General features: G+C 73.1%; 27 protein-coding genes. 13 read left to right on the forward strand and 14 right to left on the reverse strand.

Annotation, left to right across the window (positions count from 1 at the left end):
• The first annotated feature begins 36 nt into the window (after positions 1-36).
• Positions 37-891, forward strand: a complete 855-nt coding sequence (locus tag HHX33_RS08155; protein ID WP_182874064.1) for a hypothetical protein — start codon at positions 37-39, stop codon at positions 889-891.
• Positions 892-903: 12 nt separating this feature from the next.
• Here HHX33_RS08155 and tsaD read toward each other — a convergent pair whose 3' ends face one another.
• The 10 genes from tsaD to HHX33_RS08205 all read right to left on the reverse strand — a co-directional run bounded on the left by tsaD (position 904) and on the right by HHX33_RS08205 (position 10,014).
• Entirely contained in the window at positions 904-1,938 is a 1,035-nt protein-coding gene (tsaD, locus tag HHX33_RS08160) for a tRNA (adenosine(37)-N6)-threonylcarbamoyltransferase complex transferase subunit TsaD (RefSeq protein WP_182874065.1), read from the reverse strand.
• A gap of 65 nt (positions 1,939-2,003) precedes the next feature.
• Positions 2,004-2,471: a ribosomal protein S18-alanine N-acetyltransferase gene (rimI, locus tag HHX33_RS08165; RefSeq protein WP_396699482.1), complete on the reverse strand. Its 468-nt coding sequence runs from the start codon at positions 2,469-2,471 to the stop codon at positions 2,004-2,006.
• A gap of 19 nt (positions 2,472-2,490) precedes the next feature.
• On the reverse strand, positions 2,491-3,213 hold the full coding sequence (gene tsaB / locus HHX33_RS08170; protein WP_182874066.1) for a tRNA (adenosine(37)-N6)-threonylcarbamoyltransferase complex dimerization subunit type 1 TsaB: 723 nt from the start codon (positions 3,211-3,213) through the stop codon (positions 2,491-2,493).
• A 43-nt stretch (positions 3,214-3,256) separates the two neighbouring features.
• Positions 3,257-3,811 carry a class F sortase gene (locus HHX33_RS08175; RefSeq protein WP_111699868.1) on the reverse strand — a complete coding sequence of 185 codons (555 nt, stop codon included), beginning with the start codon at positions 3,809-3,811 and terminating at the stop codon, positions 3,257-3,259.
• Positions 3,812-3,813: 2 nt separating this feature from the next.
• Positions 3,814-4,461 carry a hypothetical protein gene (locus tag HHX33_RS08180; protein ID WP_182874067.1) on the reverse strand — a complete coding sequence of 216 codons (648 nt, stop codon included), beginning with the start codon at positions 4,459-4,461 and terminating at the stop codon, positions 3,814-3,816.
• Positions 4,462-4,698: 237 nt separating this feature from the next.
• Entirely contained in the window at positions 4,699-5,136 is a 438-nt protein-coding gene (gene tsaE, locus HHX33_RS08185) for a tRNA (adenosine(37)-N6)-threonylcarbamoyltransferase complex ATPase subunit type 1 TsaE (protein WP_111699976.1), read from the reverse strand.
• Between the two features lie 80 nt (positions 5,137-5,216).
• Positions 5,217-6,269 (reverse strand): alpha/beta fold hydrolase, encoded by a 1,053-nt coding sequence (locus HHX33_RS08190; protein WP_182874068.1) that lies wholly within the window; start codon positions 6,267-6,269, stop codon positions 5,217-5,219.
• A gap of 26 nt (positions 6,270-6,295) precedes the next feature.
• Positions 6,296-7,441 carry an alanine racemase gene (alr, locus tag HHX33_RS08195; RefSeq protein ID WP_182874069.1) on the reverse strand — a complete coding sequence of 382 codons (1,146 nt, stop codon included), beginning with the start codon at positions 7,439-7,441 and terminating at the stop codon, positions 6,296-6,298.
• 52 nt (positions 7,442-7,493) lie between these two features.
• Positions 7,494-9,017: an NAD(P)H-hydrate dehydratase gene (locus HHX33_RS08200; protein ID WP_182874070.1), complete on the reverse strand. Its 1,524-nt coding sequence runs from the start codon at positions 9,015-9,017 to the stop codon at positions 7,494-7,496.
• Positions 9,018-9,153: 136 nt separating this feature from the next.
• Positions 9,154-10,014: a haloalkane dehalogenase gene (locus HHX33_RS08205; protein ID WP_182874071.1), complete on the reverse strand. Its 861-nt coding sequence runs from the start codon at positions 10,012-10,014 to the stop codon at positions 9,154-9,156.
• 92 nt (positions 10,015-10,106) lie between these two features.
• On the opposite strand from HHX33_RS08205, the gene HHX33_RS08210 reads away from it, so the two are divergent.
• Entirely contained in the window at positions 10,107-10,604 is a 498-nt protein-coding gene (locus HHX33_RS08210) for a MarR family winged helix-turn-helix transcriptional regulator (RefSeq protein WP_182874072.1), read from the forward strand.
• Positions 10,605-10,736: 132 nt separating this feature from the next.
• On the opposite strand, the gene HHX33_RS08215 is transcribed toward HHX33_RS08210, so the two are convergent.
• Positions 10,737-11,087, reverse strand: coding sequence for a holo-ACP synthase (locus HHX33_RS08215; RefSeq protein ID WP_111699875.1), 351 nt, complete (start codon positions 11,085-11,087; stop codon positions 10,737-10,739).
• 124 nt (positions 11,088-11,211) lie between these two features.
• Between HHX33_RS08215 and coaA the strand changes: the two genes are divergently transcribed.
• From coaA to HHX33_RS08255, 8 genes are all read left to right on the forward strand, one after another.
• Positions 11,212-12,135, forward strand: coding sequence for a type I pantothenate kinase (coaA, locus tag HHX33_RS08220; RefSeq protein ID WP_310740339.1), 924 nt, complete (start codon positions 11,212-11,214; stop codon positions 12,133-12,135).
• Positions 12,136-12,145: 10 nt separating this feature from the next.
• The gene (locus HHX33_RS08225) at positions 12,146-13,075 is read left to right on the forward strand and encodes a DUF389 domain-containing protein (RefSeq protein WP_182874074.1); all 930 of its coding nucleotides are present in this window, start codon (positions 12,146-12,148) and stop codon (positions 13,073-13,075) included.
• Between the two features lie 78 nt (positions 13,076-13,153).
• Complete coding sequence (locus HHX33_RS08230) at positions 13,154-14,095, forward strand: ABC transporter ATP-binding protein (RefSeq protein ID WP_111699878.1); 942 nt, start codon at positions 13,154-13,156, stop codon at positions 14,093-14,095.
• Positions 14,092-14,958 (forward strand): ABC transporter permease subunit, encoded by an 867-nt coding sequence (locus tag HHX33_RS08235; protein ID WP_182874075.1) that lies wholly within the window; start codon positions 14,092-14,094, stop codon positions 14,956-14,958. Before HHX33_RS08230 ends, HHX33_RS08235 begins: the two co-directional genes overlap by 4 nt.
• A complete protein-coding gene (locus tag HHX33_RS08240) occupies positions 14,955-15,908 on the forward strand; it encodes an ABC transporter ATP-binding protein (RefSeq protein WP_310741270.1) in 954 nt (317 codons plus the stop codon). The genes HHX33_RS08235 and HHX33_RS08240 overlap by 4 nt, the downstream gene beginning before the upstream one ends.
• Positions 15,905-16,621 carry an ABC transporter permease gene (locus HHX33_RS08245; RefSeq protein WP_111699880.1) on the forward strand — a complete coding sequence of 239 codons (717 nt, stop codon included), beginning with the start codon at positions 15,905-15,907 and terminating at the stop codon, positions 16,619-16,621. Before HHX33_RS08240 ends, HHX33_RS08245 begins: the two co-directional genes overlap by 4 nt.
• Positions 16,622-16,727: 106 nt before the next feature.
• Positions 16,728-16,958 (forward strand): FitA-like ribbon-helix-helix domain-containing protein, encoded by a 231-nt coding sequence (locus tag HHX33_RS08250; RefSeq protein WP_182874076.1) that lies wholly within the window; start codon positions 16,728-16,730, stop codon positions 16,956-16,958.
• Complete coding sequence (locus tag HHX33_RS08255) at positions 16,955-17,347, forward strand: type II toxin-antitoxin system VapC family toxin (protein WP_182874077.1); 393 nt, start codon at positions 16,955-16,957, stop codon at positions 17,345-17,347. The genes HHX33_RS08250 and HHX33_RS08255 overlap by 4 nt, the downstream gene beginning before the upstream one ends.
• Positions 17,348-17,447: 100 nt before the next feature.
• Here the strand turns inward: HHX33_RS08255 and glmM are convergent, their stop codons facing one another.
• From glmM to rplM, 3 genes are read right to left on the reverse strand one after another with little or no spacing between them, the layout of a single operon-like run.
• The gene (gene glmM, locus HHX33_RS08260; protein WP_182874078.1) at positions 17,448-18,833 is read right to left on the reverse strand and encodes a phosphoglucosamine mutase; all 1,386 of its coding nucleotides are present in this window, start codon (positions 18,831-18,833) and stop codon (positions 17,448-17,450) included.
• A 1-nt stretch (position 18,834) separates the two neighbouring features.
• The gene (rpsI, locus tag HHX33_RS08265) at positions 18,835-19,356 is read right to left on the reverse strand and encodes a 30S ribosomal protein S9 (RefSeq protein ID WP_111699884.1); all 522 of its coding nucleotides are present in this window, start codon (positions 19,354-19,356) and stop codon (positions 18,835-18,837) included.
• Positions 19,357-19,386: 30 nt separating this feature from the next.
• Positions 19,387-19,830: a 50S ribosomal protein L13 gene (rplM, locus tag HHX33_RS08270; RefSeq protein ID WP_111699885.1), complete on the reverse strand. Its 444-nt coding sequence runs from the start codon at positions 19,828-19,830 to the stop codon at positions 19,387-19,389.
• 338 nt (positions 19,831-20,168) lie between these two features.
• On the opposite strand from rplM, the gene HHX33_RS08275 reads away from it, so the two are divergent.
• The 3 genes from HHX33_RS08275 (at position 20,169) to HHX33_RS08285 (ending at position 25,886) form a co-directional block, all read left to right on the forward strand.
• Positions 20,169-20,897 (forward strand): CAP domain-containing protein, encoded by a 729-nt coding sequence (locus HHX33_RS08275; protein WP_182874079.1) that lies wholly within the window; start codon positions 20,169-20,171, stop codon positions 20,895-20,897.
• Between the two features lie 41 nt (positions 20,898-20,938).
• The gene (locus tag HHX33_RS08280) at positions 20,939-22,138 is read left to right on the forward strand and encodes a hypothetical protein (RefSeq protein ID WP_182874080.1); all 1,200 of its coding nucleotides are present in this window, start codon (positions 20,939-20,941) and stop codon (positions 22,136-22,138) included.
• A gap of 919 nt (positions 22,139-23,057) precedes the next feature.
• Positions 23,058-25,886: a hypothetical protein gene (locus HHX33_RS08285; RefSeq protein WP_182874081.1), complete on the forward strand. Its 2,829-nt coding sequence runs from the start codon at positions 23,058-23,060 to the stop codon at positions 25,884-25,886.

Here is a 25,886-nt window from a genome sequence, read left to right on the forward strand (position 1 = left end):
GAACCCACGTTTCGGCGAGCTGAAGGAGCATTCTCGGTGGAGCATTCCAGCCACAACCTCCTCCAGGCGGGCAGCCAGACCGCCATCTCCGACCGGATGCGCGAACTGCTCGCCCGGGCGGCCCAGGACCACGTCTACGAGCAGCGGACGCAGGGCGCCGCGCTCGACGACATCCGCCAGCGGCTTGAGGGCATGGAATGGCTGCTCCGCGAGGTGCGCGAGCGTGAGCTCGGCGGCCTCGGCGCGGCGCTGGAGGCGATCACGCAGCGGCTCGACGACCTGGCGGCCCGGCCGCCGGCCTGGGCCGAAGGTCTCGCCCGGCACGTGGAACTGCTGCGCGGCCACGTGGAGGAGGCCGGCGGCCGGACGCAGGGGCTGGCCGACCGGATGACGGAGTTCGCGCACCGGCTCGGCAAGTTCCAGGGCGGCATGGAGGCGGCCGCCGGGCGCTTCACCCGGCTCGACAAGGCCCTCACCTCGCTCACCGAGCGGACCGAACGGCTGGAGGCCGTGGTGATCGAGCGGCTGGACGGCGTGACCGCCAACGTGGCCGGGCTGAGCGCCGGAGTGGGGGACGTCGCGGCGAGCGTGGACGAGATGAGCACGACCCTGGCGGGCATGAACGCCGACCTCACCCTCACGGCGGGGGCGGTGGCGCCGCTCGCGGAGGCGGTGCGGAGCAGGCCCGACCGCGAGCAGATCGCCGAGACCGTCTCGGACGCGGTCACCCGCGCCATGGAGCCCGCACACGGCGACGTGGCCCGCCGGCTGGCCGCGCTGGAGGAGACCATGCTGGCGCTCGCGGAGGTCCTGCTACGCCCCGCTCACAGCTCTGCTCACGGCTCGGCCCACGGCCCCGCCCACGGTCACACCCGCGACCGCACCGACTGACCCCGTCGTCTCTCAGACGTGGACGACGGTGATCGGGAGGGACGAGTCGGCCGGGATCCGCAGCGTCGAGGGCGAGGCTCCGGCCGCGACCAGGTCGGCGCCGAGCGCCGCCACCATCGCGCCGTTGTCCGTGCACAGGCCCGGCCGCGGCACCCGCAGGCGCACCCCCGCCGCGTCGCAGCGCTCCTGGGCCAGCGCCCGCAGCCGCGAGTTGGCCGCCACGCCACCCCCGATCAGCAGGTCCTTCACGTCGTAGCGGGCACACGCCTGCAGCGCCTTGCGGGTGAGCACGTCCACGACCGCCTCCTGGAACGACGCGGCGACGTCGGCCACCGGCACCGGCTCGCCCGACGCTTCACGGGCCTCGACCCACCGGGCGACGGCCGTCTTCAGGCCGGAGAAGGAGAAGTCGAGCGTGCCGTCGTCGTACTTGCCGCGCGGGAAGGCCATCGCCGAGCCCGAGCCCTCGCGGGCCGCCCGGTCGATGTACGGCCCGCCGGGGAACGGCAGCCCCAGCACCCGGGCCACCTTGTCGAACGCCTCGCCCGCCGCGTCGTCCACGGTCGAGCCGAGCGAGATCACGTCCTGCGCGACGTCCGGCACGAGGAGCAGCGAGGAGTGCCCGCCCGACACCAGCAGCGCGATCGCGGGCTTGGGCAGCGGTCCGTGTTCGAGCTGGTCGACGGCGACGTGCGCGGCGAGGTGGTTCACCCCGTAGAGCGGGACGCCGAGGCCCAGCGCGTACGCCTTGGCGGCGGCCACGCCGACCAGCAGCGCCCCCGCGAGACCCGGGCCCGCCGTCACGGCGACCGCGTCGATGTCGGAGAACCGCAGCCCGGCGGCGGCCAGCGCGCTCTCGACCGTCGGCGTCATCGCCTCCAGGTGCGCCCGCGAGGCCACCTCGGGCACCACCCCGCCGAACCGGGCGTGTTCGTCCATGCTGGAGGCGATGGTGTTGGCCAGCAGCGTGTGGCCGCGGACGATGCCCACGCCCGTCTCGTCGCAGGACGTCTCGATCCCCAGCACGATCGGCTCGTCGCGCCCCATAATGACCGCTCCCTTTATAGTTCCCCGCCCGCTCCGCAGTCCGGACACCGGCGCGCCTCGCCGGATCACTCGCTGGTCGCAAGGTCCTTCGTCATCGTGATGGCGTCCGTACCGTCCTCGTAGTAGCGCCTTCGCAGGCCGAGGCGGCGGAAGCCGAACCGCTCGTACATCGCCTGTGCCGGGGGGTTGTCCGCCCGCACCTCAAGGAACACCGAGGTCGCGCCGCGCCGGGCCGCCTCGGCGAGCAGCCCGTCCATCAGCGCGGCGCCGACGCCGGCGCGGCGGTGCGCGGCGAGGACGGCGATCGTCTGCACGTCCGCCTGATCGGCCGCCACCGCGAGCCCGGCGTACCCCACGACCCGCCCGTCCACCTCGGCGACGAGGTAGTGCCGGGTGCGCGGCTGGTCGCGCAGCTCGCCCCGCATCATGGCCTCGCTCCAGGCGTCCGCCGGGAACGTGGTCCGCTCGATCTCCATGACGGCGGGCAGGTCCTCGGCGGTCATCTGACGCAGGACGGCCTCCGCCTGCCTCACGGCGTTCTCCCGGCGCGGGTCACGCCGTCACCCGCTTCGGCGCGCCGGGCACCTGCGCGTCGGGACGCCGCAGGTAGATGGGCCGCGGCGGGCCGAGCACGGAGAGCTCCCGCGCCTTCTCGACGGAGTCGACGCGCCCCTCGGGCACGCGGGCGATCTCGGCCGCCTCCTCCTCGCTCAGCGTGGCGAGGCGCCCGGCCGCCAGGGCCGCGAGCGCGCCGGCCGACGGGTGCAGCGGGCCGCGTGTCCGGTCGGCGCCGATGACGTCCGCGTACATGGCACCGCCCGCGCCGATCACCGGCAGTTCTCCGGGCAGGTCGTGTGGCCGGTCCACGCGCGGCCCGTCGAGCCGCGTGCGCGAGTCGCCGTACCGGGCCCAGAAGACCTCCTTGCGGCGCGCGTCGGTCGCGACCAGGAAGGGCCCGCTCTCCTCCACGGCGTACGCGAGGGCGTCGAGCGTGCACACCCCGAACGCCGGGACGCCCGCGGTCAGCGCCAGCGCCGTCGCCGTCATCAGGCCGACCCGCAGGCCGGTGTACGGCCCGGGTCCGGTCCCCGCGACGATGGCGGTGACGTCCCTGAGCGTCGCCCCTGACTCACTCAGGACCTGCTCGACGGCGGGCGCGAGAAGCTCCCCGTGCCGGCGCGCGTCGATCGTCGTCGACTCTGCCACCACACGCTCGCCGTCGTGCAGCGCGGCGGTGACGGCGGGAGTGGCGGTGTCGAAGGCCAAGACAAGCACGAAGGTCAAGCGTAGTCGCTCTGCGCAGGCGCCCGGACACCCGTCAGGCGGAGCGGACCAGGGAGGCGTAGACGATGACGTTGTCGCGGTACTCGTGCTGTTTCCAGTCGAAGTCGCCGCCGCAGGTGATCAGGCGCAGTCCGTCCTCGGTGTAGACGCGCTCGGCCGGGAAGTCGTTCTTGGGCACGCGCTCCACGGAGTCCACGCGGTAGGAGGCGGTCTTGCCGTCGCTGCGCACCACCTTGACGACCGCGCCCTCACGCAGGTCGCGCAGGCGGTAGAAGACGGCGGGAGCGGTCTTGGTGTCCACATGGCCGATGATCACGGAGGCGCCGGGGTCGCCCGGCACGGCGCTGCCGGTGTACCAGCCCGCCGTGGCCGGCTTGTCGAACGGCGGCAGCTCCACGTCGCCCTCGTCGGAGAGGCCGAGCTTCATCAGCGGCGCCTTGAGGCGCAGCGCCGGGATGTCGATCCGCTTGGGGACGACGGAGGTCCTGACCTCCGCCTGGTCGCCCGTGTCCCCGCCCCCGGTGATCACGGCGAAGACGAGCCCGGTGACCACCCCGGCGACGATCACCCCCCGGGTGGACAGCGCCAACGTCAGGCTCCGGAGCGCCTGCGGGCCACCCCGACGCCGACGCCGAGCGCGGCCAGCAGCACGACGACGGTGACGCCCACCGGCGGACCGGACGCGTCCTCGGGGCCTCCGGCGGCCGTGCCGCCGCCGCCCGCGTGCGGGGCCCTGGTGGGAATCCTCGTGTGGTCCTCGGTGCGGTCGGGCTCCTCCTGCGGCGCCACGATCCGGAACGACGCCTCGCCGACGTCGTTGGTGGCCTCGCAGCGGACCTGCACGCGGTAGCCGCCCGGCTTCGCGCCGGACCGTACGGTGGCGCTGCCGGTCACCAGCGGCATGGCGGTGGCCGAGGCCAGGGTGCCGGACTTCGCCGGCGGCGGCACCAGCGTGACGAGCCCCGTGAACGCGTCGGAACGCGCGGTCGCGCGGTATTCCGGACCGCCCTCCGACAGGGGGCAGCGGGCGGTGACGCGGACGCTCCTGGTCGCGCCTCCGGTGATCCGCTTCGGCTCGATCGTCACCCGGACGTCCTGCCGCGCGATCGAGACGAGCGGCGTCGGCAGGGCCGGGGTCAGCGTCATGGTCGGTTCGGCCTGCACCGAGGCCTGCGCGGTGCAGCCCATCGCCCCGACCATGAGGGCTCCCGCGACGGCGACCTGCGTGACCCTGCTCAACGGCACACCTCTTCCACCCAGGTCCCTTACCCAGAAAATCCTGACCGATTCATGACCGAGGATCTTCCGTCGCCCCGATGATCCACAGGATCGCGGACGGGCGTCAAGGACTGCGTGGCGGACCGGTCTGAATCGCGCACGGACGACGCCCGGCTTGTCCCCGGGCGTCCTTGTCGCACGTCAGAGTCTGGGTTGCGGTCGTTTGTGGCGAGAACGGCCGCGCTCGGCGGAGGCGGCTCAGGCGAGGGAGACGGCGGACCACCGCGGGCCCACGCCGGACAGCCGTACGAGCCGCTCCTCGCCCTCGGCGCCGCGCTCGATGTGGACCTCCAGGCGGTCCTCCGACAACCCCTCGACCAGGCCCTCGCCCCACTCGACCACGGTGACCGACTCCTCCAGCGAGGCGTCGAGATCGAGGTCGTCCACCTCGGGGAAGCCGCCGAGCCGGTAGGCGTCCACGTGCACCAGCGCCGGCCCGCCCGACAGGGACGGGTGGACCCTGGCGATCACGAAGGTGGGCGAGGTGATCGGCCCGCGCACCTTGAGGCCCTCCGCGAGGCCCTGCACCAAGGTGGTCTTCCCCGCGCCGAGCGGCCCGCTCAGCACGACCAGGTCTCCCGGCCCGAGCAGCGCGGACAGCCGCGCGCCCAGCGTCCGCGTCTCCTCGGCGGTCACAGCCCGGAACTCGGCGGTGCCGAACTCAGCGGTCCGGAGCTCGTCAACCCCGGACGCGGCGGCCCGGGACTCACCCGTCGTCACGTGTTCTCCCTCTCGGCTCGCTTCAGCAGCTCGCGCAGCGCCTCGTTCACGGCGTCGGGCCGTTCGAGCTGCACGAGATGCGAGGTCTCCGGCACCGTGGTGAGCTGGGCGGTCGGCACCGCGGCCGCGATCGCCCTGCTGTGGTCGAGCGGCGTCAGCCAGTCGCCCTCACCGACGATTATGGCGGTCGGCACCTTGTTCAGCACGTCGAGCGCGGTCAGCTTGTCGTGCGACATGAGCGCCGGGTAGAAGTCGGCGATCACCTCGGAGGGAGTGGCCCGGATCATCGACTCGACGAAGTCCACGACGGTCGGGCTGACGCTCTTGGAATCGCCGAACGCGAGGTGGCGCAGCGCGAGGAACGACAGGTCGGTGCCTGCCTGCCGGCCTCGGTCGACGAGCGCGCCGCTCCGGCGCATGACCGAGACGGCGGGCGGCACCGCGAGGTTGACCACCTTGGAGACCAGGGCGGGCAGGCCCAGGGTGATCTCGGCGAGCTTGCCGGCCGAGGTCGCGATCAGGGACACACCGCGGATCTTGTCCCCGAACAGCTCGGGCCGCCGCTGCGCCAGAGCCATGATCGTCATTCCGCCCATCGAGTGGCCGACCACCACGCAGGGCCCGGGGACGAGCTCGTCGAGCACCAGCGCGAGGTCCTCACCGAGCCGCTCGATCGTGCAGTCGCTCGCGGGCGCGCGCGCCGACAGCCCGTGGCAGCGCTGGTCCCACACCACCAGGCGGTAGGAGTCGCGCAGGACGCGCCGCTGGTAGTGCCAGGAGTCGGAGGACAGGCAGTAGCCGTGGCACAGCACCACGGTCAGCGGCGCGTCCTCCACGCCGTCGACCTCGGCGTGGATCTGGAGGCCGTCGGAGGTGGTGAGCGTCACCGGCCGTCCGCGCAGCTCGCCGAAGGGCTCGCCCGCCTCCAGGTCGGGCCGCAGGCGGATGCGGCCCACGGCGTACCTCTTGGCGAGCGTGGCCGCCGCCACCCCCGCCGACGCCGCGCCGAAGACCGCGCCGGCGATCCCGACCTTGCGACGTGTTCTCATGCCTGCCCTCCTCGCAGCCGCGTTGCTCAGCGTCCGTCCGTGTGGACGCGAGGCACGCGGGATCCGATCCTCGTCACGATCTCATGAGTAATCGTGCCCAGGGAATCCGCCCACTCCTGACAAGTCGGCTCGCCATCGTCCCCGGGACCGAAAAGGATCACTTCGTCTCCCGATTCCGCCGCGTCGTCGCCGAGGTCGATGACGAACTGGTCCATGCACACCCGGCCGGCGATCCGCCGTCGCCGGCCCGCCGCCAGCACCTCCGCCCGGTTGGTCCCGTTCCGCAGAATGCCGTCCGCATACCCGAGAGGAACGAGGCCAAGCGTGGTCCACCGGTCGGTGACGTACAGGTGCCCGTACGACACGCCCGTCCCGGGGGCGACCCGCTTCACGCTCGCGAGCCTGGCCGTGAGGGTCATCGCGGGCCGGAGCCCGAAGTCGCCGAGCTCGGGGATCGGGCTCAGCCCGTAGATCGCGATGCCGGGGCGGACCATGTCGTACCTCGCCTGCGGCAGCGTGACGGCCGCGGCGGAGTTGGCGATGTGCCGGACGGCGTCGCCCGGCACCCCGGCCTTGTCCGCGACGGCGAGCGCCTCGTCGAACGTGGCGAGCTGGGCGTCGACGGAGGGATGGCCGGGGATGTCGGCGCACGCGAGGTGCGACCAGACGCCCGCGATCTCGACGGCGCCGCTCGCCCGCGCGGCGAGGGCGTGCTCGACCAGCCACGGCCAGTCGGCGACGGTGGCGCCACCCCGGGAGATGCCGGTGTCGATCTTCAGGTGCACCCGGGCGGTGCGCCCCGTCCGGCGGGCGGCCGCGACGATCTCGTCCACGACCCAGGGGGCGCCGGCGGACAGGTCGACGTCCGCGAGCAGCGCCGCGTCCAGCGGCTCGCCCGGTGTGATGAGCCACGACATGACCGGCGCCGTGATCCCCGCCTCGCGCAGCGCCAGCGCCTCGCGTACGAAGGCGGTGCCGAGCCGGGCCGCGCCCGCCTCCAGGCACGCCTCCGCGACCGGCACCAGGCCGTGCCCGTACGCGTCGGCCTTGACCACGGCCATCATCTCGGCGCCGCCCGCACGCTCGGCCAGCAGCCGCACGTTGTGCCTGATCGCGGACAGATCGACCCGTGCCTCAGCCGGGGTGGCCGCACCCGCCGTCGAGAAGCTCATTTTCCCAGTGTGTCAGGTGGACCCGGGTGGATGCGCCGATGGACACCGCACGTCAGAGCATGCGCAGGGCCTCAGGGATCGCCTCGGCGACGTCGAGGGCGGCGATCGGAGCCTCCCCGCGCCTCCCGTCGCCTCCGCCGTATCCGGCCGCGGCGCCGCCCCTGGCGGCGATCCGCGCGGCCAGGCCGTGGACGTACGCGGCGCACGAGGCCGCGTCATATCCGGACAGGCCGGCGGCGAGCAGGGCGCCCGTGATCCCGGACAGGACGTCGCCGGTGCCGCCCGTGGCGAGCCAGGGCGTCCCGGTGGTGTTGACCCGCACCGGCCGGTGCTCCTCCGCGACGAGGGTGGTCGAGCCCTTCAGCAGCACCGTCGCCCCCAGCTCCGCGGCGGCCCGCCGCACGTGGTCGAGCCGCCCGGCCTCGATGCGCTCCCTCGGCACGCCGAGCAGCCGCGACAGCTCGCCGGCGTGCGGCGTGAGCACCGTGGGGGCGGTCCTGCGCAGCAGCGTCCGGTCCTTGGCGACCAGCGTCAGCCCGTCGGCGTCCACCAGCACCGGCACGTCGGCCGCGAGCACGGCGCGGGCCACGGCGTGCGCCTCCGGGCCGGTGCCGAGCCCGGGCCCGAGCACCCACGCCTGCACCCTGCCCACCTCGTCCAGCAGGCCCTCCGGCGCCGACGGGTCGAGCACGGTCGTGACCGCCTCGGGCCAGCGGGCCCTGACCAGCCGCACCGGCTCGGCCGTGCTCGCGAAGCGGACCATGCCCGCGCCGGCGCGCACCGCGCCGCCGGCCGAGAGCACGGCGGCTCCCGTGTACGTGTCGCTGCCCGCGGCGATCCCGACGACCCCCCGGCGGTACTTGTCGCTCTCCGCGCCCGGCCGGGGCAGCAGACCGGCCACGTCGTCGCCGGTCGGCGCGGCCACCTCGGGGTCCGGCAGGTGCGGCCCGAGGCCGATGTCCACCAGCTCGACCGATCCCGCGTGGGAGGCTCCCGGATCGACGAGCAGACCGGCCTTGTAGGCCCCGAACGTCACCGTCAGGTGCGCGCGGACCGCCGGTCCCTCGACCCGTCCGCTACTCGCGTCCACCCCGCTCGGCACGTCGACCGCCACGACGAGACCGGCGGCCCCGGCGGTCAGCTCGGCGAGCGTGCCGTACGGCTCCCGCAGCGCCCCGCCGCCTCCGATGCCGACGAGGCCGTCGAGCACGACGTCGGCCCGCGCGAGCAGGTCACCGGCCCGTGCGGCGTCGAAGCGACCCGCCCGGCCGCCGGCCGCGAGCAGCGCGGCCAGGCCGCCCTCGTGGGCGCGCGAACCGGCCAGCACGGCCTCCACCCGGGCTCCCCTGCTCGCCAGGCGGGCCCCGGCGTACAGGGTGTCGCCGCCGTTGTCCCCGCCGCCGGCCAGCAGCGCCACGTGGGAGCCGTACACCCGGCCGCGCACGCCCTGGAGCAGGTTGGCGCAGACCATGGCGAGCCCGGCGGCGGCCCGGCTCATGAGGGTCCCCTCGGGGAGCCCCGCCATGAGCGCCGTCTCGGCGGTCCGGATCTGGTCGGAGGTGTAGGCGGTCCGCATGCGTCCGACCGTAGCCTCCCGCGACCTCGATCGCGATCACCGGGCGAGCCACCGCACGCCCGGGACGGCGGGCACGGACAGCGGGACGGTGGGCACGGACAGGGGAACGGGCCGCCACCGCACGGACGGCGGTCGCTCAGACGGTCAGGCCATGCCGCTCGGCCCATGCGCCGATCGCCGCGGCGATGGCCTCGGGCCGGTCCTCCGGCGCGTGATGGCCGGCCGGGCCGCAGTGCTCGACCTCCAGCCCCGCGATGTTCTCCGCACACCAGGCGGCCGTCTCCGGCCCGATGAGCAGGGTCGGGGAGGAGTCGAAGGTGAGCAGCAGCTTGGGGACGTCGTGGCTGCTCGCGAGCCACCCTCCGTACTTCTCGACGCGCTCGGCGACGTCGGCCGGCTCGCCGTCGAGCGGCATCGAGCGCGCCCACTCCAGCAGCGGGCGGCGGCTCTCCCGCGTGGAATAGGGCTCCAGGTAGGGCCGCATCTCCTCCGCGCCGAGGGGCGTCAGCACTCCTCCGGTGAAGGCGGTCTCCACCAAGAAGTTCCGGTCGAGCACCAGCGACTCGCCCCCGGGGCCGCGGATGGTCTCCGCGCGGGCGCGGGGCGCCTCCCCGAGCTCGCTCCACGACATCGGCCGCACGATCGTCTCGAAGAAGGCGACGCCGCGGACGCGGCCAGGGTGGCGGGCCGCCCAGTCGAAGGCGAGCGACCCACCCCAGTCGTGCCCGACGAGGATCACGTCCTCCAGCCCCAGCCGCTCGAACCACGCGTCGAGGTAACGGGCGTGGTCCGCGAACCGGTACGGCACAGCGGGCTTGCCCGAGCGGCCCATGCCGATGAGGTCGGGGGCGAGCAGGCGGGCGCCGGCGCGGATCCGGGGCAGGACCTCGCGCCACAGGTGGGACGAGGAGGGGTTGCCGTGCAGGAAGACGATGGGAGCACCACTGCCGGTCTCCTCGAAGTACATCTCCGAATCGAGCACCTTGATCGAAGGCATGGAGGTCCTCAGCTTTCGTTCGTCAGACTAACGTTAGTGTTACGAACAGATTAGACCGTTAGTCGGACTAACGCAATCGGTAGGATGGCCGCATGAACAGCAGCGAGCCCGACCCGGCCTCCCCCGCGGCCCCGCCCATGGACGGGAGGACCGGCCCGGCCCGGTTGCGGAGCCTGCCGACCCGCCTTCTGTCGCTGGCGGCGACGCACTCGGACCGGCTTGTCAACGAAGGGCTCGCCGCCGACGACGCCCGCAAGTGGCACTACGCCGTGCTCGCGACGCTGGAGGAGTCCGGCCCGGCCAGCCAGGCCGAACTGAGCCGCCGCACCGGCATCTACCGCAGCGACCTGGTCGCCGTCATCAACGAACTGACCGATCGGGGCCTGGTGGAGCGTGCGCCGGACCCCGGCGACCGGCGCCGCAACGTCATCACGGTGACCGAGCGGGGACGCGCCCGCTTCGCCCGGCTCGACGAGCTGATCACCGAGCTCGAAGACGTGGTGCTGGCCCCTCTCAGCCGGCCCGAACGCGACCAGCTCGCCGGGCTGCTCGCCCGTCTGGTGGACCACCACGGGCGCCGGGACGGGTGACGGCGCCGCGAAGGGCCTCAGGCTCCCGTTCAGGGCTCCTGTTCAGGACCTCCGCTCGGCACAACCGCTCAGAACTCCCGGGCATTGCTCCCGGCCAGGGCTTCGCGCGCCTGACTTCCGCGCGGCTCGCGCTCAGGACTCGGCGATCACGTAGGCGACGGCCATGCCGCCGTCGTGCGACAGGGAGACGTGCCACCGGCGCACGCCGAGGCCGCGCGCCACCTCGGCGGCCCTGCCGGTGAGCCGCACCTCGGGACGGCCGTGCGCGCCGCGCACCACCTCCGCGTCGAGGTGCCCCAGGCCCGGCGGTCCCCCGAGCGCCTTGGCGACCGCCTCCTTGGCGGCGAACCGCGCCGCCAGCGACTCCGGCGGCAGGACGGCCTCGGCCTCGGTGAACAGACGGCGCCGCAGGCCGGGCGTGCGCTCCAGCGCCGCGCGCAGACGCGCGACGTCGACCACGTCCACCCCGATGCCCACGATCACCCCGCCAGCGTACGGGGAGTCATTCCTTCCCCGTCACGCGCGAAAGTAATCCATCGATTTTTGTCCACAGGCTGTGCACGACCCCGCGCGGACGCGGTGCACGGCCGTGGCTACGCTTGCCGACGTGGCAGATGGGGACCCGTACGTCGAGCTCAGCCGGGAGCAATGGCGTGACCTGCGCAGGAACACGCCGCTCACGCTCACCGAGGCGGAGCTGCGGGAACTGCGCGGCGTCCACGACCCGATCGACCTGTCCGAGGTCACCGACGTCTACCTGCCGCTCACCCGGCTGCTGAACCTGCACTTCACCGGCTCGCGGCAGCGCGGCGCCGCCGTCGGCGCGTTCCTCGGCGAACACGGGACGCCCCCGCCGTACGTGCTGGGCATCGCCGGCAGCGTCGCGGTCGGCAAGTCGACCACGGCCCGGCTGCTGCACGCGCTGCTCGCCCGCTGGCCCGAGCACCCCCGCGTCGACCTGATCACCACCGACAGCTTCCTCCACCCCAACAAGGTGCTGGAGGAGCGCGGCATCATGCACCGCAAGGGCTTCCCGGAGAGCTACGACCGGCGGGCGCTGGTGGGCTTCGTGGCCGACGTGAAGGCGGGCCGTCCCTCGGTCGAGGCGCCCGTCTACAGCCACCTGGAGTACGACATCGTGCCCGGCGCGACCCACGTCGTCGACCGGCCGGACATCCTGATCGTGGAGGGGCTCAACGTCCTGCAGCCCGCGCCGCCGGACGCCCTCGCCGTCTACGACTACTTCGACTTCTCCATCTACGTGGACGCCCGGATGGAGGACATCCGCACCTGGTACGTCGAGCGCTTCCACAAACTGCGCCGTACGGCCTTCGCCGACCCGAAGTCCTACTTCCGGCACATCGCGGCGCTCTCGCACGAGGAGGCGACCACGTTCGCCGAGAACGTCTGGCGGGACATCAACGAGCGCAACCTGGTGGAGAACATCGCGCCGACGCGCGAGCGGGCCGGCCTGATCCTCCACAAGGGCTCCGACCACTCGGTCACCCACGTCCGGCTCCGCCGTACCTGATAATCGTCCGGTGCTGCATCTGCGGGTGATCGCCCCTTATGAGCGTACGGACCGGGTCGTCGAGGCGCTCGACCGCGCGCCGGGCGTCACCAACGTGGTGGTCCTGGCCAAGGCGGCCCGGCGGCCGGAGGGCGACGTGGTCCTCGCCGACGTCGCCAGGGAGGCCGCCAACGCCGTCATCGAGGACCTCAAGGCGCTCGGCCTGGAGGAGGACGGTTCGATCACGGCCGAGGAGATCGAGCTGTCGATCTCCCGTGGAGCCGTCGAGGCGGAGGAGCGGGCGCCCGGCGAGGGCGACGACGCGGTGGTGTGGGACCAGTTCGAGGCGCGGGTCGCCCTCGACAGCCGCATCACCTGGGCCTTCCTGGCGTTCCTCACCATCGCCACGCAACTGGCGGCCATCGGCGTGCTCATCCCCTCGCAGATCCTCATCGTCGGCGCCATGGTCCTCGGCCCGGAGTTCGGCGCGGTGGCGGCGGTCTCCTTCGGCCTGCTGGGCCGCCACTGGCCGCTCATCGGCGCGGCGGTCCGCACGCTCGCGGTCGGTTTCGCGGTCGCGACCGCCGTCACCCTGGCCTGCGCGCTGGTCTCGCGCGGGCTCGGCATGATCACCCCGGACATGCTCCGGCACAACGACGAGGTGCACTTCATCGTCAAGCCCGACCGGTGGTCGTTCATCGTGGCGCTGCTCGCCGGGGCCGCCGGCGTGCTGTCGATCACCGCGGGCAAGTCGTCCGCCCTGGTCGGCGTCTTCATCTCGGTCACCACCGTCCCGGCGGCGGGCTACATGGCGGCGGCCCTCGCGCTGGGCCGCTGGGACGACGTCGGCGGGTCGGCGCTGCAGCTCGTCGTCAACATCGCCGGGATGGTCGTCGCCGGGACGCTGACGCTGTTCCTCCAGCGCCGCCTGTGGACCCGGTACGGCGGAAGTCGCGCGTGACAGGCATACCTGAGACGTAGATCGGCTCCTCCATCAGACGGAGGCCCGGCGGCCACCCCGCCGGATAGGGTGCCAGTCATGACAGCGAGCGCGACTCCCTGCTTCGCGACCGAGGGGCTGACCAAGCGGTTCCCCCGCGTCACGGCGCTCGACCACCTCACCGTCGCGGCCGGGACCGGCGTGACCGGCCTGGTCGGCGCCAACGGCGCGGGCAAGTCCACCCTGATCAAGATCCTGCTCGGCCTGGTGCCGCCCACCTCGGGAAGCGCCTCGGTGCTGGGCCTGGACACGGCCACCCAGGGCCTGGAGATCCGGCGGACCGTGGGCTACATGCCCGAGCACGACTGCCTGCCCCCGGACATCTCGGCGACCGAGTTCGTGGTCCACATGGCCCAGATGTCAGGCCTGCCGCGCACCGCGGCCCGCGAGCGCGCCGCGGACACGCTGCGCCACGTCGGGCTGGACGAGGAGCGCTACCGCCCGATGGGGGGCTACTCCACCGGCATGCGGCAGCGCGTCAAGCTCGCCCAGGCCCTCGTCCACGACCCTCGGCTCGTCTTCCTCGACGAGCCCACCAACGGGCTCGACCCGCAGGGACGCGACGACATGCTGGCGCTGATCCGGCGGGTCGGCACCGAGTTCGGCATCAGCGTCCTGGTCACCTCCCACCTGCTCGGCGAGCTCGAGCGGGTGTGCGACCACGTGATCGTCATCGACGGGGGGCGGCTGCTGCGCTCCTCGGCGATCCGGGAGTTCACCCGGGCCGAGCAGACGATCGCGGTGGAGGTCGAGGAGGGCCAGCGGCAACTGGCCGACCGCCTCACGGGCGGCGGCGAGACGGTGGCGGTGCAGGGCAGGCTGCTGACGGTGCAGGTGTCGCCCGACGACCCCGGCCGCACCTACGACGCGGTCCGTGACGCCGTCAGCGACCTCGGCCTCAGCCTCCTGCGGCTGGAGCAGCGCCGGGGCCGCATCGAGGACGTCTTCAAGGAGTCCACAGCCAAGGAGCCGGTGGCATGACGATCGAGCCGACGGCGGTCATCCACGACATCGGATACCGCCACTACGACGGCGTACGGCTCGGGCGCGGCCGGGCGACGCTCGCCCTCGGCGTGCAGAGCCTGCGCGGCGTGTTCGGGCTCGGCCGCACGATCCGCGCCAAGATCATGCCACTGCTGCTGGTCGCGATCATGCTGATGCCGACGGTCGTGTCGATCGGTGTGATGGCGCTCGCCAAGCAGTTCGTCATGCCCTATTCGCAGTACGCCGTCTTCATGCAGGCGGTGATCGCCGTCTTCCTGGCCGCGCAGGCGCCGTACCTGGTCGCGCCGGACCTGCGGTTCCGCGTGCTGCCGCTGTACCTGTCCCGCCCGCTGACCGTGAACGACTACGTCGTTGCGAAACTGGCCGCGCTGGCGGTCGCGCTGTTCTGCCTGATGGCGCTCCCGATCACGATCGAGTTCGTCGGCGAGATGCTGATCGACATGCCGATGCCGCTGCACACGGGCGACTTCCTCGGCGCGCTGGGCGGCACGGTCCTGCGCGCGGTGCTGCTGGCCGCCCTGGGCGTCGCGCTGGCGTCGTTCACCCCGCGCCGCGGCCTCGGGGTCGCCGTGGTGATCGCGTTCTACATGTTCACCGCCGCCGTCTCCGGGCTCTTCTACGCCGTGCTCGCCTCGACCGGCCGGGACGACGTGGCCCCCTGGGCCCTGCTCCTCAACCCGTTCTTCCTCGTCGACGCCGTCCAGTCGGCGCTGTTCGGCACCGATCCGGCGACCGGCGAGGGGTATCCCCCGGGTGTCGCCTCGTGCCTGATCCTGCTGGCCGTGATCGCCCTGGCCGTGACGGGCGTCCTCCTGCGCTACCGGAAGGCGGCGTCGTGACCACCACGAGTCCCCCCGTGACCACCCGCCAGGGCGTGCTGGAACTCGCCCAGGTCTCCCGCTGGTACGGCAACGTCGTCGCGGTCAACGACGTCACGATGACGATCGGGCCCGGGGTCACCGGCCTGCTCGGCCCGAACGGCGCCGGCAAGTCGACGCTGCTGCACATGATGGCCGGGTTCCTCGCGCCGTCGAACGGCACGGCGACCCTCGACGGCCGACAGATCTGGCACAACCACGACATCTACCGGCAGATCGGCCTGGTGCCCGAGAAGGAGGCCGTGTACGGCTTCCTCACCGGCCGGCAGTTCGTGCTGTCGGCGGCCCGGCTGCACGGCCTGCCGTCCCCCGCGGACGCGGCCCGCCGGGCCCTCGACCTGGTGGAGATGACGGAGGCCTCCGGCCGCCGCATCGAGACGTACTCCAAGGGCATGCGACAGCGCGTGAAGGTCGCCGCGGCCCTCGTCCACGACCCGCAGGTGCTGCTGCTGGACGAGCCGTTCAACGGCATGGACCCGCGGCAGCGGCTCCACCTGATGGACCTCGTCCGCCGGATGGGCGAGGAGGGCCGGACGATCCTGTTCAGCTCGCACATCCTCGAAGAGGTCGAGCGGGTGGCCCACCACATCGAGGTCCTGGTCGCCGGACGGCACGCCGCGTCGGGGGACTACCGGGAGATCCGGCGGCGCATGGCCGACCGGCCGCACCGGTTCCGGGTCAGGTCGAGCGACGACCGGCGGCTCGCCGCCGCGCTCATCGCCGATCTGTCCTCCAGCGCCGTATCGCTGACGGAGCAGGGCATCGAGGTGCAGGTCACCGACTTCGCGCGCTTCACCGCGCTGCTGCCCAGGACCGCCCGCGACCTCGACGTCCACCTGTGGCAGGTCTCCCCCACCGACGAGGACCTGGAAAGCGTCTTCTCCTACCTCATCTCCGGGAGCGCCCGATGAACACGGTGGTGGCCGACATCACGTACCGGGCCATGCTCGGACGCAAGCGGATCTGGCTGCTGGTGCTGCTGCCGGTGGCGCTCGTCGCGATCGCCGCGCTGCTCAGGCTCCTGAACGGCGAGTCCGAGCAGACGGCGGTGACGCTGATGAAGACCTTCGCGATCGGCACGATGCTGCCGCTGCTCGGTCTGATCGGCGGGACGGGCGTCATCGCCCCGGAGATCGAGGACGGCACGATCATCCACCTGCTGTCCAAGCCGATCTCCCGTCCGGTGATCGCGGTGACGAAGTTCGTGGTCGCGGCCTCCCTCATCGCGGTCTTCGCGGCGGTCTCCACGTTCGCCGCCGCCTACCTCCTGACCGGCACGGAGTCGGGCGTCGCGACCGGGTTCACGCTCGGGGCGCTGTTCGGCGGGGTCGCGTACGCGGCGGTGTTCCTGCTGCTGGGCGTGCTCACCCGGCACGCGGTCGCGATCGGCGTGATCTACGCCCTCGTCTGGGAGGGCGTCGTCGGCGGCTACGTGCCCGGAGCGCGCAAGTTCTCCATCCAGCAGTGGGCCCAGTCGCTCGCCGACCAGATCTCCTCCTCGGCCTTCTTCTCCACCGAGGTGACGCTGGGCTTCGCCGTACCGGCCATGGTCATCGTCACCGTCGGGGCGGTCCTGTGGACCGGCCAGCGCCTGCGCTCCCTCTCCCTCACCGGCGACGACTAGCTCGGCCAGGACTCCGCCCGCCTGCGGCGCAGCGTGCCCAGCACCACCGGCATCCTTCCCTGAGCCACCTCGCGCCGCCCCAGCGCTGTAGCGCTAGAATAGCGCTATGGCGACCATCCAGATTAGGAACATTCCGGACGAGGTGTACCTGACGTACAAAGCCCGCTCCATGCGTGCTCACCAGTCGCTGCAGGAGTATCTGCTCGCGAAGCTGATCGACGATGCGCGCCAGCCGACCTTGGACGAGATACTGGACAAGGCGGAGGCGAACGCGGCAGACGGGATCGAGACGAGCGACATACTCGACGAGCTCGACAAGGGCCGGAACGTCCATTGATAGTCATCGACGCGAGCGCCCTGGTCACAGTCCTCGTCGAGAAGGGATCGTCGGGGCGGGCCCTCCGGAAAAGATTGAGAGGCGAGGCGCTCGCGGCGCCGGCCCACATCGACGCCGAGGTGCTCTCGGTGCTCCGAGGACTGACTCTGTCCGGCAAGCTCGACGTGAAGCGTGCGGAGAAGAGCCTGGGACTGCTGGAGGCGATGCCGTTGACCCGGGCACCGCTGACAGTTCACCTGGGCAGGAGCTGGCAGCTCAGGGGCAACTACAGCGCCTATGACGCGCTTTACCTCGCTCTGGCGGAATCCCTGGCCTGCCCGCTGGTCACCAGCGATGCGCGGATCGCGAAGGGCGGCGGCGTGCGGTGCCAGATCGAGGTGTTCTCCTGACGTGAGGAACCCCGCCGGGCGGGTGCCCGGCGGGGTCCTCGGAGTGTCGTGGTGTCAGGCGCGTCAGCGCGCCGTACGCACCGGCAGGGGTCGGCAGGGGTCAGCCGCAGACCTCACGGACGACCCGCGCGAGGCGGTCCGCCACGGTCCTGGCCTGCTCCTGCGACGCGGCCTCGACCATGACCCGGATCATGGGCTCGGTGCCGCTCGGCCGGATGAGCACCCGGCCCGTCTCGCCGAGCCCGGCCTCCGCCTCCGCCACGGCCGCCCGCAGCTCGGGCGCCGAGGCCTTGGACTTGGCCACGTCCCGCACGTTGACGAGCACCTGCGGCAGCTTCGTCATCACCGACGCCAGTTCGCCGAGAGAGCGGCCCTGCCGTGCCACCTCCGCCATCAGGTGCAGCGAGGTGAGCAGGCCATCGCCGGTCGTGGCGTGATCCAGCATGATCACATGACCGGACTGCTCGCCGCCGAGGTTGTAGCCGCCGTCCTGCATCGCCTCCAGGACGTACCGGTCGCCGACCGTGGTCTCCACCACGGACAGGCCGGCCTCCCGAAGAGCGATCTTGAACCCGAGGTTGGACATCACCGTGGCGACGACCGTGTCCTTGGCGAGGCGGCCGTCGGCGTGCATCGCCAGGGCCAGGATCGCCATGATCTGGTCGCCGTCGATCTCCTCGCCCTCGCCGGTCACCGCGAGGCAGCGGTCGGCGTCGCCGTCGTACGCGATGCCGAGGTCGGCGCCGCGTTCGACGACGGCCTCCCGCAGGGGAGTCAGGTGGGTCGAGCCCACACCGTCGTTGATGTTCAGCCCGTCGGGTGCGGCGCCGATGGTCTCCACGGCCGCGCCCGCGCGCAGCAGCGCCTCCGGGGCGACCATGTGCGCCGCGCCGTGCGCGCAGTCGACGACGATCCGCAGCCCGTCGAGACGGTGGGGCAGGGTGGTCAGCAGGTGCGAGACATACCTGTCCGCCTCGCCGTACGCCTCCCGGACCCGGCCCACGGCCGGGCCCACCGGGCGGTCCCACTTCTCCCCGAGCCGCTGCTCGATCTCGTTCTCCACCACGTCGGGCAGCTTGTAGCCGCCCCGCGTGAAGAACTTGATGCCGTTGTCGGGCGCGGGGTTGTGCGACGCCGAGAGCATGACGCCGAGGTCGGCGCCCAGGGCGTTGGTCAGGTATGCGACCGCCGGGGTGGGCAGCACACCGAGTCGCAGGACGTCCACGCCGGACGACGCGAGGCCGGCGACCACGGCGGCCTCCAGGAACTCTCCTGAAGCCCGCGGGTCCCGGCCTACGACGGCGATCGGGCGGCCGCGCCGCCCGACACTGGCGTGAAAAGCCCCGGCGTCTCCGAGCACGTGCGCGGCGGCCACGGACAGATCCATGGCCAGTTCCGCGGTGAGGTCGCGCCCGGCGACCCCACGTACCCCGTCGGTGCCGAAGAGGCGCCCCCCGGAGGAGGCGCCTACGGGCTCCCGCGACACGTTAGCGCTTGCTGTACTGCGGAGCCTTGCGGGCCTTCTTGAGGCCGTACTTCTTCCGCTCCGTGGCGCGGGCGTCACGGGTGAGGAAGCCGGCCTTCTTCAGCGGCGGGCGGTTGACCTCGGCGTCCAGGATGGCGAGCGCGCGGGACAGGCCCATGCGCAGGGCGCCGGCCTGGCCGGTCACGCCACCGCCGTCGATGCGGGCGATGACGTCGAACGCGTCCTCGGCCCCGAGGACGACGAACGGCTCGTTGACGAGCTGCTGGTGCACCTTGTTCGGGAAGTAGTTCTCCAGCGAGCGGCCGTTGATGGTCCACTTGCCGGTGCCCGGCACGATGCGGACCCGGGCGATGGCCTCCTTGCGGCGGCCGGTGCCGTACGAGTTGCCCGTGGTGACGGGCTTGCGCGCGGCGCCCTCGCCGGCGGGGGCCGACTCGGTGGTGTACTCGGAGGGGAACTCCTCCGGGGAGTAGTCTTCCGGCTCGCCCTCGACGAGCGTCTCGATACCGGTGGGCTCGGCCACGGTTCTCCTCTTAACTTTCCTGGCTCGCGATTACTGGGCGATCTGGGTGATCTGGAAGGGCACGGGCTGCTGGGCCTGGTGCGGGTGCTCGGCACCGGCGTAGACCTTCAGCTTCTTGGCCATCTTCCGGCCCAGGGAGTTCTTGGGAAGCATGCCCCGGACGGCCTTCTCGACGGCCCGGTCGGGACGCTTCTCCATGAGCTCGCCGTAGCTGACGGCACGCAGACCGCCGGGGTAACCCGAGTGGCGGTACGCCTTCTTCTGCTCCAGCTTGTTGCCGCTGAGAGCGACCTTGCCGGCGTTGATGACGATGACGAAGTCACCCGTGTCGACATGCGGGGCGAAGATCGGCTTGTGCTTCCCGCGGAGCAGGGTCGCCACCTGACTGGCCAGCCGGCCGAGCACGACGTCGGTCGCGTCGATGACGTACCACTGACGTTCGACGTCGTTGGGCTTCGGTGAGAACGTGCGCACGGCAGTGCCTTCTGTCGGAATGTGAACTCTCGGTAGGTTGCGCAGGCACGGCGACAACCTCCGTCTCCACATGTACGGGAGAAGACGCCGGACGCGCCGTGCACCGGTCTGCGGGCAGACCGATCCACACACAACGAACTCGCAGACTACCGCCCTCGTTCCGCGTGGTCAAAACAGCGGCGGGAGGGGGTGTCTGGAACGACACAATTGAACGTTCATCAAATCCATCCCCACGCGCCCCTTCTTCCCCCATACCGCAGGTCCCTATATTTGGCTGCGGCATGTGGCAGACCCCTCACAAAAGGAATACCCTTCGGGGCCCCTTCCGGGTGACTCAGATGGGTTTGCTGGCATGCGCCGTCGCCGTTCTTCTCACCGGCGTCGTCATCGGCCGGGTGACCGCCGCCGCGGACCGCGCCGGGAGCGTCTACCTTCGCGAGTCGCACCCGGGGCCGCCGTCCCCCCGTGTGGAAGCCCTCGCACCGGCGCGGCGGGACCGGCCGCCCCTCGATCACGTGCGGCGCACCGAGGCGCCCCAGGTGACCACTGAGACGACTCCGGTGCCCAGGGCCCGGCGGGACCGGCCGTCGACCATGATCGGCGGCTCCGGCGGCGGCTCCTCGTACACCACGCTCACCCCGGAGACGGGTGGGGAAGGCGGCTCCTACGGCGGGGACCCGATGCGCTTCGCCTCGATGGAGGCCGAGCTCGTGCGCCTGGTGAACGTCGAGCGCCGCAGGCACGGATGCCGGCCGCTGCGCGTGGACCCCCGCCTGGTCGGATCCGCCCGCGCGCACTCGGAGGAGATGGCGGCGGGCAACCGGTTCCGGCACACCTCGCCGGGGGGAGCCACCCCCTGGGACCGCATGGGCGCCGCGGGTTACCGCGACGGCGGGGCCGAGACGATCGCGCGCGGCTACGACACCGCCGAACAGGTCGTACGCGGCTGGATGGCCGGGCCCACGGACCGCGCCACTCTGCTCAACTGCCGCCTGGTCGCGACCGGGGTCGGCGTGAGCGCGGGCCCCGGAGGCCCCTGGTGGACCGAGGACTTCGGTTATTCCTGACCCTTCCTCATCTGTCCAGATCGCCGACTAATCTCAGCGCCATGGGTTATCCCGGCGACCAGCAACCACCTCGCCAGCCACACTTCCCCCCCGATCCCCGCAGGCGGGACCTGCCGCCGTACGGGGCCGGGGACGACTCGTCCCGCTCCCCCTCCCGCCGCGAGGCGCCCTACGGCGGCGAGCAGCCTCCGTACGGGAACCGCGAGCAGCCCACGAACGCGGGGCGGGAACAGCCCCCTTACGGGAACCGCGAGCAGCCTCCGTACGGGGGACGGGAGTCTTCGCCGTATTCCGGCCGCGACCAGTCGCCGTACGCCGCGCCCCGGGAGGCCGGGGCACGGGAAACCGGACCGCGGGAGGCAGGTCCGGGCGGGCCGGGCGGGCGGTACGACGCCAGGAGCACGCCCTGGGCCGGCGAGATCGGCCCGGACCCGGACCAGGAGAACCGGGAGATGCGGCGTGAGGCCCCCATGCCGCGAGTGGCGCCCCCGCCGGAGCCCCAGTGGGACCCTGACGACCGGGGTCCCCTGTGGCGTCGTCCCTGGGTGCTCGGCCTCGCCCTGCTGGCCCTGATCGGCGCGCTCCTCACCGGCCTGTGGTACGCCGCCCACAACGAGGAGCCGCCTGCGCCGGACCCGGGCCCCGCGACCCGTCCCGCACCGCTCGTGTCCGACCGTCCGATGACCAAGTACGGCTACGCGGCCTCGCGGGCGACCGACAAGAGCCCGCTGTCGCTGCGAGAGGTCTTCGGCAAGCCGAAACCGGTCAACAACAAGCGGGCGTACGTCCGCACGGTGACGCGCAAGGAGAAGAAGTGCGCGGACGGCGTCACCGGCGAGAAGATCACCAAAGCGCTCAAGACGGGCGGCTGCACGCAGTTGCTGCGCGCGAGCTTCGCGGACGCCAAGGGCACGATCATCGGCACCGTGGGGGTCGCCAACCTCAGGACCTCGGCGATGGCGAAGAAGGTCGCCTCCGCCGGAGCCGGCGACGAACGCAAGGACTTCCTCAAGCCGCTCCCCGGCAAGGACGAGGCCACCAAGCACCTCGGCAGCGGCGAGGCGTCCGCGGGAGGCTGGACTTACGGGCACTACGCGGTGCTGTTGTGGTTCCAGTTCAAGGACGGCCACAAACCCACCAAGAGCGAGCTCAAAAAGCTGTACCAGGCGGCGACGGACGTCACCGACGCGTCTGTTTACCCTGCCCTCGACACGCGTGCGCTCACCGGCGGCCCCAGCTGAGACGACACGTTCACTGAGGTGAGCGCGGCGCGGGCACGTCCGGGGAGGCAGACCGAAACACCCATGGAGGCACGCCGATCGGGTCCGCGCCGTTACGCTTCCGGCTATGCGTGGCAAGGATTCCGGTTCCGAGCACGAACATGACACGGCGTGGGCGCACAGCGAGGCGGACGCCGAGGGCTCGGCGGCGGCACCCGCGACGCCACCGCCGAGCTTCGGGCAGACGGCTGCGCCCGGCCACGGCCGGCCGCAGCCGGACGAGGACACCGCCTGGGCGCCCGACGCCGCCCGGGCGGCGGGCGAGGCGAACCCGTGGACGCCGCCGACCGTCCCCTATCCCACCCGGTACGGCTTCCAGGGCGGCCTGCGGGCGCCGGACGGCTACGACGATGACGACCCGGAGAACACGAACAGGTTCAGGGCCATCCCGGCCCATGACACCCCACCGGCCGAGAGTGGGGGCGTGCCCCCGCAGGGCGCATATCCGCCCCCGCCGGGTACTCATTCCGCCCCTCCCGGCGCTTACTCCGCTCCTCCCGGGCCGCCCGGTGCCTACTCCGCTCCACCCGGCCCCCAGCCCGGCGCTCACCCCGTCCCTCCTGGTCCGCACAGCTCGCATGGCCCCCAGCCCGCCCCGCCCGGCGCTCACCCGCTTCCGCCCGGCCCCCATCCGGGCCCCCAGCCGGGCGGACAGTCCGGCCCGTACGGTGCGCACCCTCTTCCGCCGGGGGCGCAGCCCGGTCTGCCCGGCCCACAGCCCGGCCTGCCCGGTATTCGGCATGTCCCGCCCGGTCCTCAGCCGGACGCCGGGTCTCTCCCCGCGCCGCGCCGCCCGGGCGACGCAGAGGAGGACCTGGGCCGGCCCGGTCCCGGCGGTCCGTACGCGGGCCAACACCCCGGCCCGCAGACGGATCCGCGGATGGGGCCGTACGCGGGCGGTCCGGCGGCGCCGCACCCGGAGCCGGACCTCGGCTGGGTCCCGCGGCAGCCCGCGCCGGGGGCGGACCTGCCGCCGTGGCAGCAGAGCGGCGGCACACCCCCGTGGCAGCCTCCCGCCCAGGCAGGGCCACCGGCCTGGCAACCTCCCGCGCAGGGCGGGGGCACACCTCCTTGGCAGCCTCCTGCTCAGGGCGGGCCACCGGCCTGGCAGCAAACGGCCCATCCCGGTCCGGTCCCACCCCAGCAGAACCCCGGCACCCCCGGATGGCAGCCTTCGCAGGAGGCACAGCCCCCGTCGTCGTGGCAGCCGCCGCAGGAGTCCCAGGCGCCCTGGTGGCGGCAGGTGAGCCCGGACGGGACGCAGGCGTACCCGCCGGAGGCCCCGCGATCCGACGAGCCCTCACCCGGGGTGCCGTCGTTCGCCGCGTGGACCCCGGGCGCTACGGAGGAGCAGCCGGCGGAGGACGCGACATGGACGCCCGGAGACCCCGGTCAGCCGGGAGCCCGGAGCGCGACCTCTCATCCGGCCCACCCGGGCGACTCTCGGCAGGCGCAACCGGCGGAACCGGCGCGGGACGTCAGCGGCGGCGCCGCACCCGTCCCCTCGCCGCCCCGGGACACGCCGGCCGATTCCATGCCCACGCGTCCCGGCGACGCGCTCCCGGCGCCGGACGAGCCGGGCGACGCGTACGGCGAGGCCCACGCCTCCTCCGCCGCGCCCGTCCGCCCCGGGGAGCCCGGTGACATACCCGTGTGGCCGCCGAGGCTGCCGGGTGAGCCGGATCCCCAGGGCGAGGGCCGGGCCGGGACCTCGTGGCCGCCCTCAAGCGTCTACCGCGGCTCTTATGAAAGCGGCGAAAACGACCCGTCAGGCGGCCACGACCGCGATCAAAGCGGTGACCGGGACGGCGGGAGCGGATCGGCCGGCGCCTCCGCCGTCACCGAGCGAACCGGCGGTTCGGGTGACCAGACCAGCGCTTCCGGCGAGCACGGTGCGGAGGCCGCGGCATCCGGTGAGCAGGCCGCAGTGCCCGGCGAGCTGGGTGGGCGGGCCGGTCGGCACTCCGGCGGGTCGGGCGACCAGCACCAAGCCGCCGGACCAGGCGACGCCCCCGGGCATGCGGACGGCTGGACGGGCGACGCGTCCGGTGAGTCGAGCGGGCCGGGCGACCAGCACCATGCCGCCGGACCAGGCGACGCCCCCGGCCGTTCGGACGGCCCGGCGGACGACGCGGCGGGTCACGCGGCGGGTCACGCGGCAGGTCACTCGGCAGGTCACTCGGCGGAGGGCGCTGTCACCCTGCCCGGTGATCCGGGCTCCGCCTCGGGCGGCGGGGACGCCGCGCCTCCCACGCCGTACCCCGATCGCGCCGGCGACCGGCCGTCCTCCGAAGGCCCCCATGGCACCCTGCCGCCCGGAGCCTCCGACGACGGCGCGGGTGCCGCACCGGGCCCGTACGCCCTTCCGGGCGGGCCGCCCGCGGGCTTCGGTGCGGAGATCGCCCAGGCGGTGACCCCGATCGAGGGATTCCAGGTGCCGGGCGGACCGTACGAGCCCGGCCCGCAGGTCGCGCACCCCGGGCAGCACGTCACGAACCACGACCAGGGTGACCCCTACGGCGGCCCGCAGCCCTCCCCGCAGGAGGGGACGTGGCCGATGCCACCGCCGTCCCCCGAGAGCCCCTACGCCCCGCCGTCGCAGCCGCCCGGCCAGGCGCCGAACCACCTCCCGGGCCAGATCCCCGGCCAGTTCCCGGGCCTGCCTCCGGGCTACGCACCGTCCGGAACGTCCCCCGGGGACGCTCCGCCCGCCGCGCCGGACCCCGGCACGGCACCATACGACGCGCCGCCCGCGAGCCCGTCCGAGACCGGCGACGCTCCGCGGGCGGCCTCCCCCGACACCGATTCAGGACAGATGCCAACGACCTCCCCTACAACCGGCTCCTCAGCTCAGCCGAACGGCGAGACCCCGTTCGCGTTCACGCCGGTGACCCCGGCCAAGGCGGGCAGGCCCGCCCCTCCCCCCGGCTTCGGACCGGCCCCGGCCGCCCCCGGCGGCGCACTGCCCGCGACGCTCGGGTCCACCGCCCCTCCCGCCCAGGGCGGGAAGGTCAAGCGGATCCTGATGATCGCCGGCGCGGCGGTCGTCGTGGGCGCGATCGGCACCGCGGCCTACTTCGCGTACGCGGGCGAGCCGGACAGCGGCCCGCCGCCCCGCACGGCGCCGACCGGCGCCGCTCCGTCCTCCGTCGCGCCGCAGCCGAGCACGGCGGCCGCCTCCACCATCCTGGACACGGAGCAGACCGACCCCCGGACCCTCAAGCCCGGCGAGGCGTTCCCCGACGAGAAGGTGACGCTGGACGGACGCACCTACCGCCGCGTCAAGATCGACGTGACCGACGACTGCGGCAAGGCGGCCACGGGCGCGTTCGCCACCGCCCTCACCGAACAGCAGTGCCGGCGGGTGCTCCGGGCCACGTACGTGGACGGCAAGCGCGACTACGCGATCACCGCGGGGATCGCGGTGCTGCCCAGCAAGGTGGCGGCGCTCACGGCGGACCGGGAGAAGAACCTCGGCGCCAACGTCTGGTTCCGCGGCCTGAACGGCACGCAGGCGAGCGGGGCCGACAAGGTGACGATCTCCGGCGGCTACGCGGCGGCGACGGTCTGGGGACGCTACATCGCCTTCAGCTACGCCACCTACGCCGACGGCCACACGCCGGACGCCAAGGACAAGGACCTCGGCCCGATCAGCGGCGCCTTCCGCGACCACATGACCAAAATCATCCAGAAGCGCGCCACCCGCTGA

Source organism: Microbispora sp. H10670 (genome assembly GCF_014161385.1).
GTDB classification, from domain to species: Bacteria; Actinomycetota; Actinomycetes; order Streptosporangiales; family Streptosporangiaceae; genus Microbispora; species Microbispora triticiradicis.

Coding starts and splice junctions, on each gene's coding strand:
- tsaD (WP_182874065.1), bottom strand. CDS start 1,938: ATGGGGCGCGACGAGCCGATCGTGCTGGGGATCGAGACGTCCTGCGAC.
- HHX33_RS08190 (WP_182874068.1), bottom strand. CDS start 6,269: ATGAGAACACGTCGCAAGGTCGGGATCGCCGGCGCGGTCTTCGGCGCG.
- alr (WP_182874069.1), bottom strand. CDS start 7,441: ATGAGCTTCTCGACGGCGGGTGCGGCCACCCCGGCTGAGGCACGGGTC.
- HHX33_RS08200 (WP_182874070.1), bottom strand. CDS start 9,017: ATGCGGACCGCCTACACCTCCGACCAGATCCGGACCGCCGAGACGGCG.
- HHX33_RS08205 (WP_182874071.1), bottom strand. CDS start 10,014: ATGCCTTCGATCAAGGTGCTCGATTCGGAGATGTACTTCGAGGAGACC.
- HHX33_RS08210 (WP_182874072.1), top strand. CDS start 10,107: ATGAACAGCAGCGAGCCCGACCCGGCCTCCCCCGCGGCCCCGCCCATG.
- HHX33_RS08230 (WP_111699878.1), top strand. CDS start 13,154: ATGACAGCGAGCGCGACTCCCTGCTTCGCGACCGAGGGGCTGACCAAG.
- HHX33_RS08235 (WP_182874075.1), top strand. CDS start 14,092: ATGACGATCGAGCCGACGGCGGTCATCCACGACATCGGATACCGCCAC.
- HHX33_RS08245 (WP_111699880.1), top strand. CDS start 15,905: ATGAACACGGTGGTGGCCGACATCACGTACCGGGCCATGCTCGGACGC.
- HHX33_RS08250 (WP_182874076.1), top strand. CDS start 16,728: ATGGCGACCATCCAGATTAGGAACATTCCGGACGAGGTGTACCTGACG.
- HHX33_RS08275 (WP_182874079.1), top strand. CDS start 20,169: ATGGGTTTGCTGGCATGCGCCGTCGCCGTTCTTCTCACCGGCGTCGTC.
- HHX33_RS08280 (WP_182874080.1), top strand. CDS start 20,939: ATGGGTTATCCCGGCGACCAGCAACCACCTCGCCAGCCACACTTCCCC.
- HHX33_RS08285 (WP_182874081.1), top strand. CDS start 23,058: ATGGGGCCGTACGCGGGCGGTCCGGCGGCGCCGCACCCGGAGCCGGAC.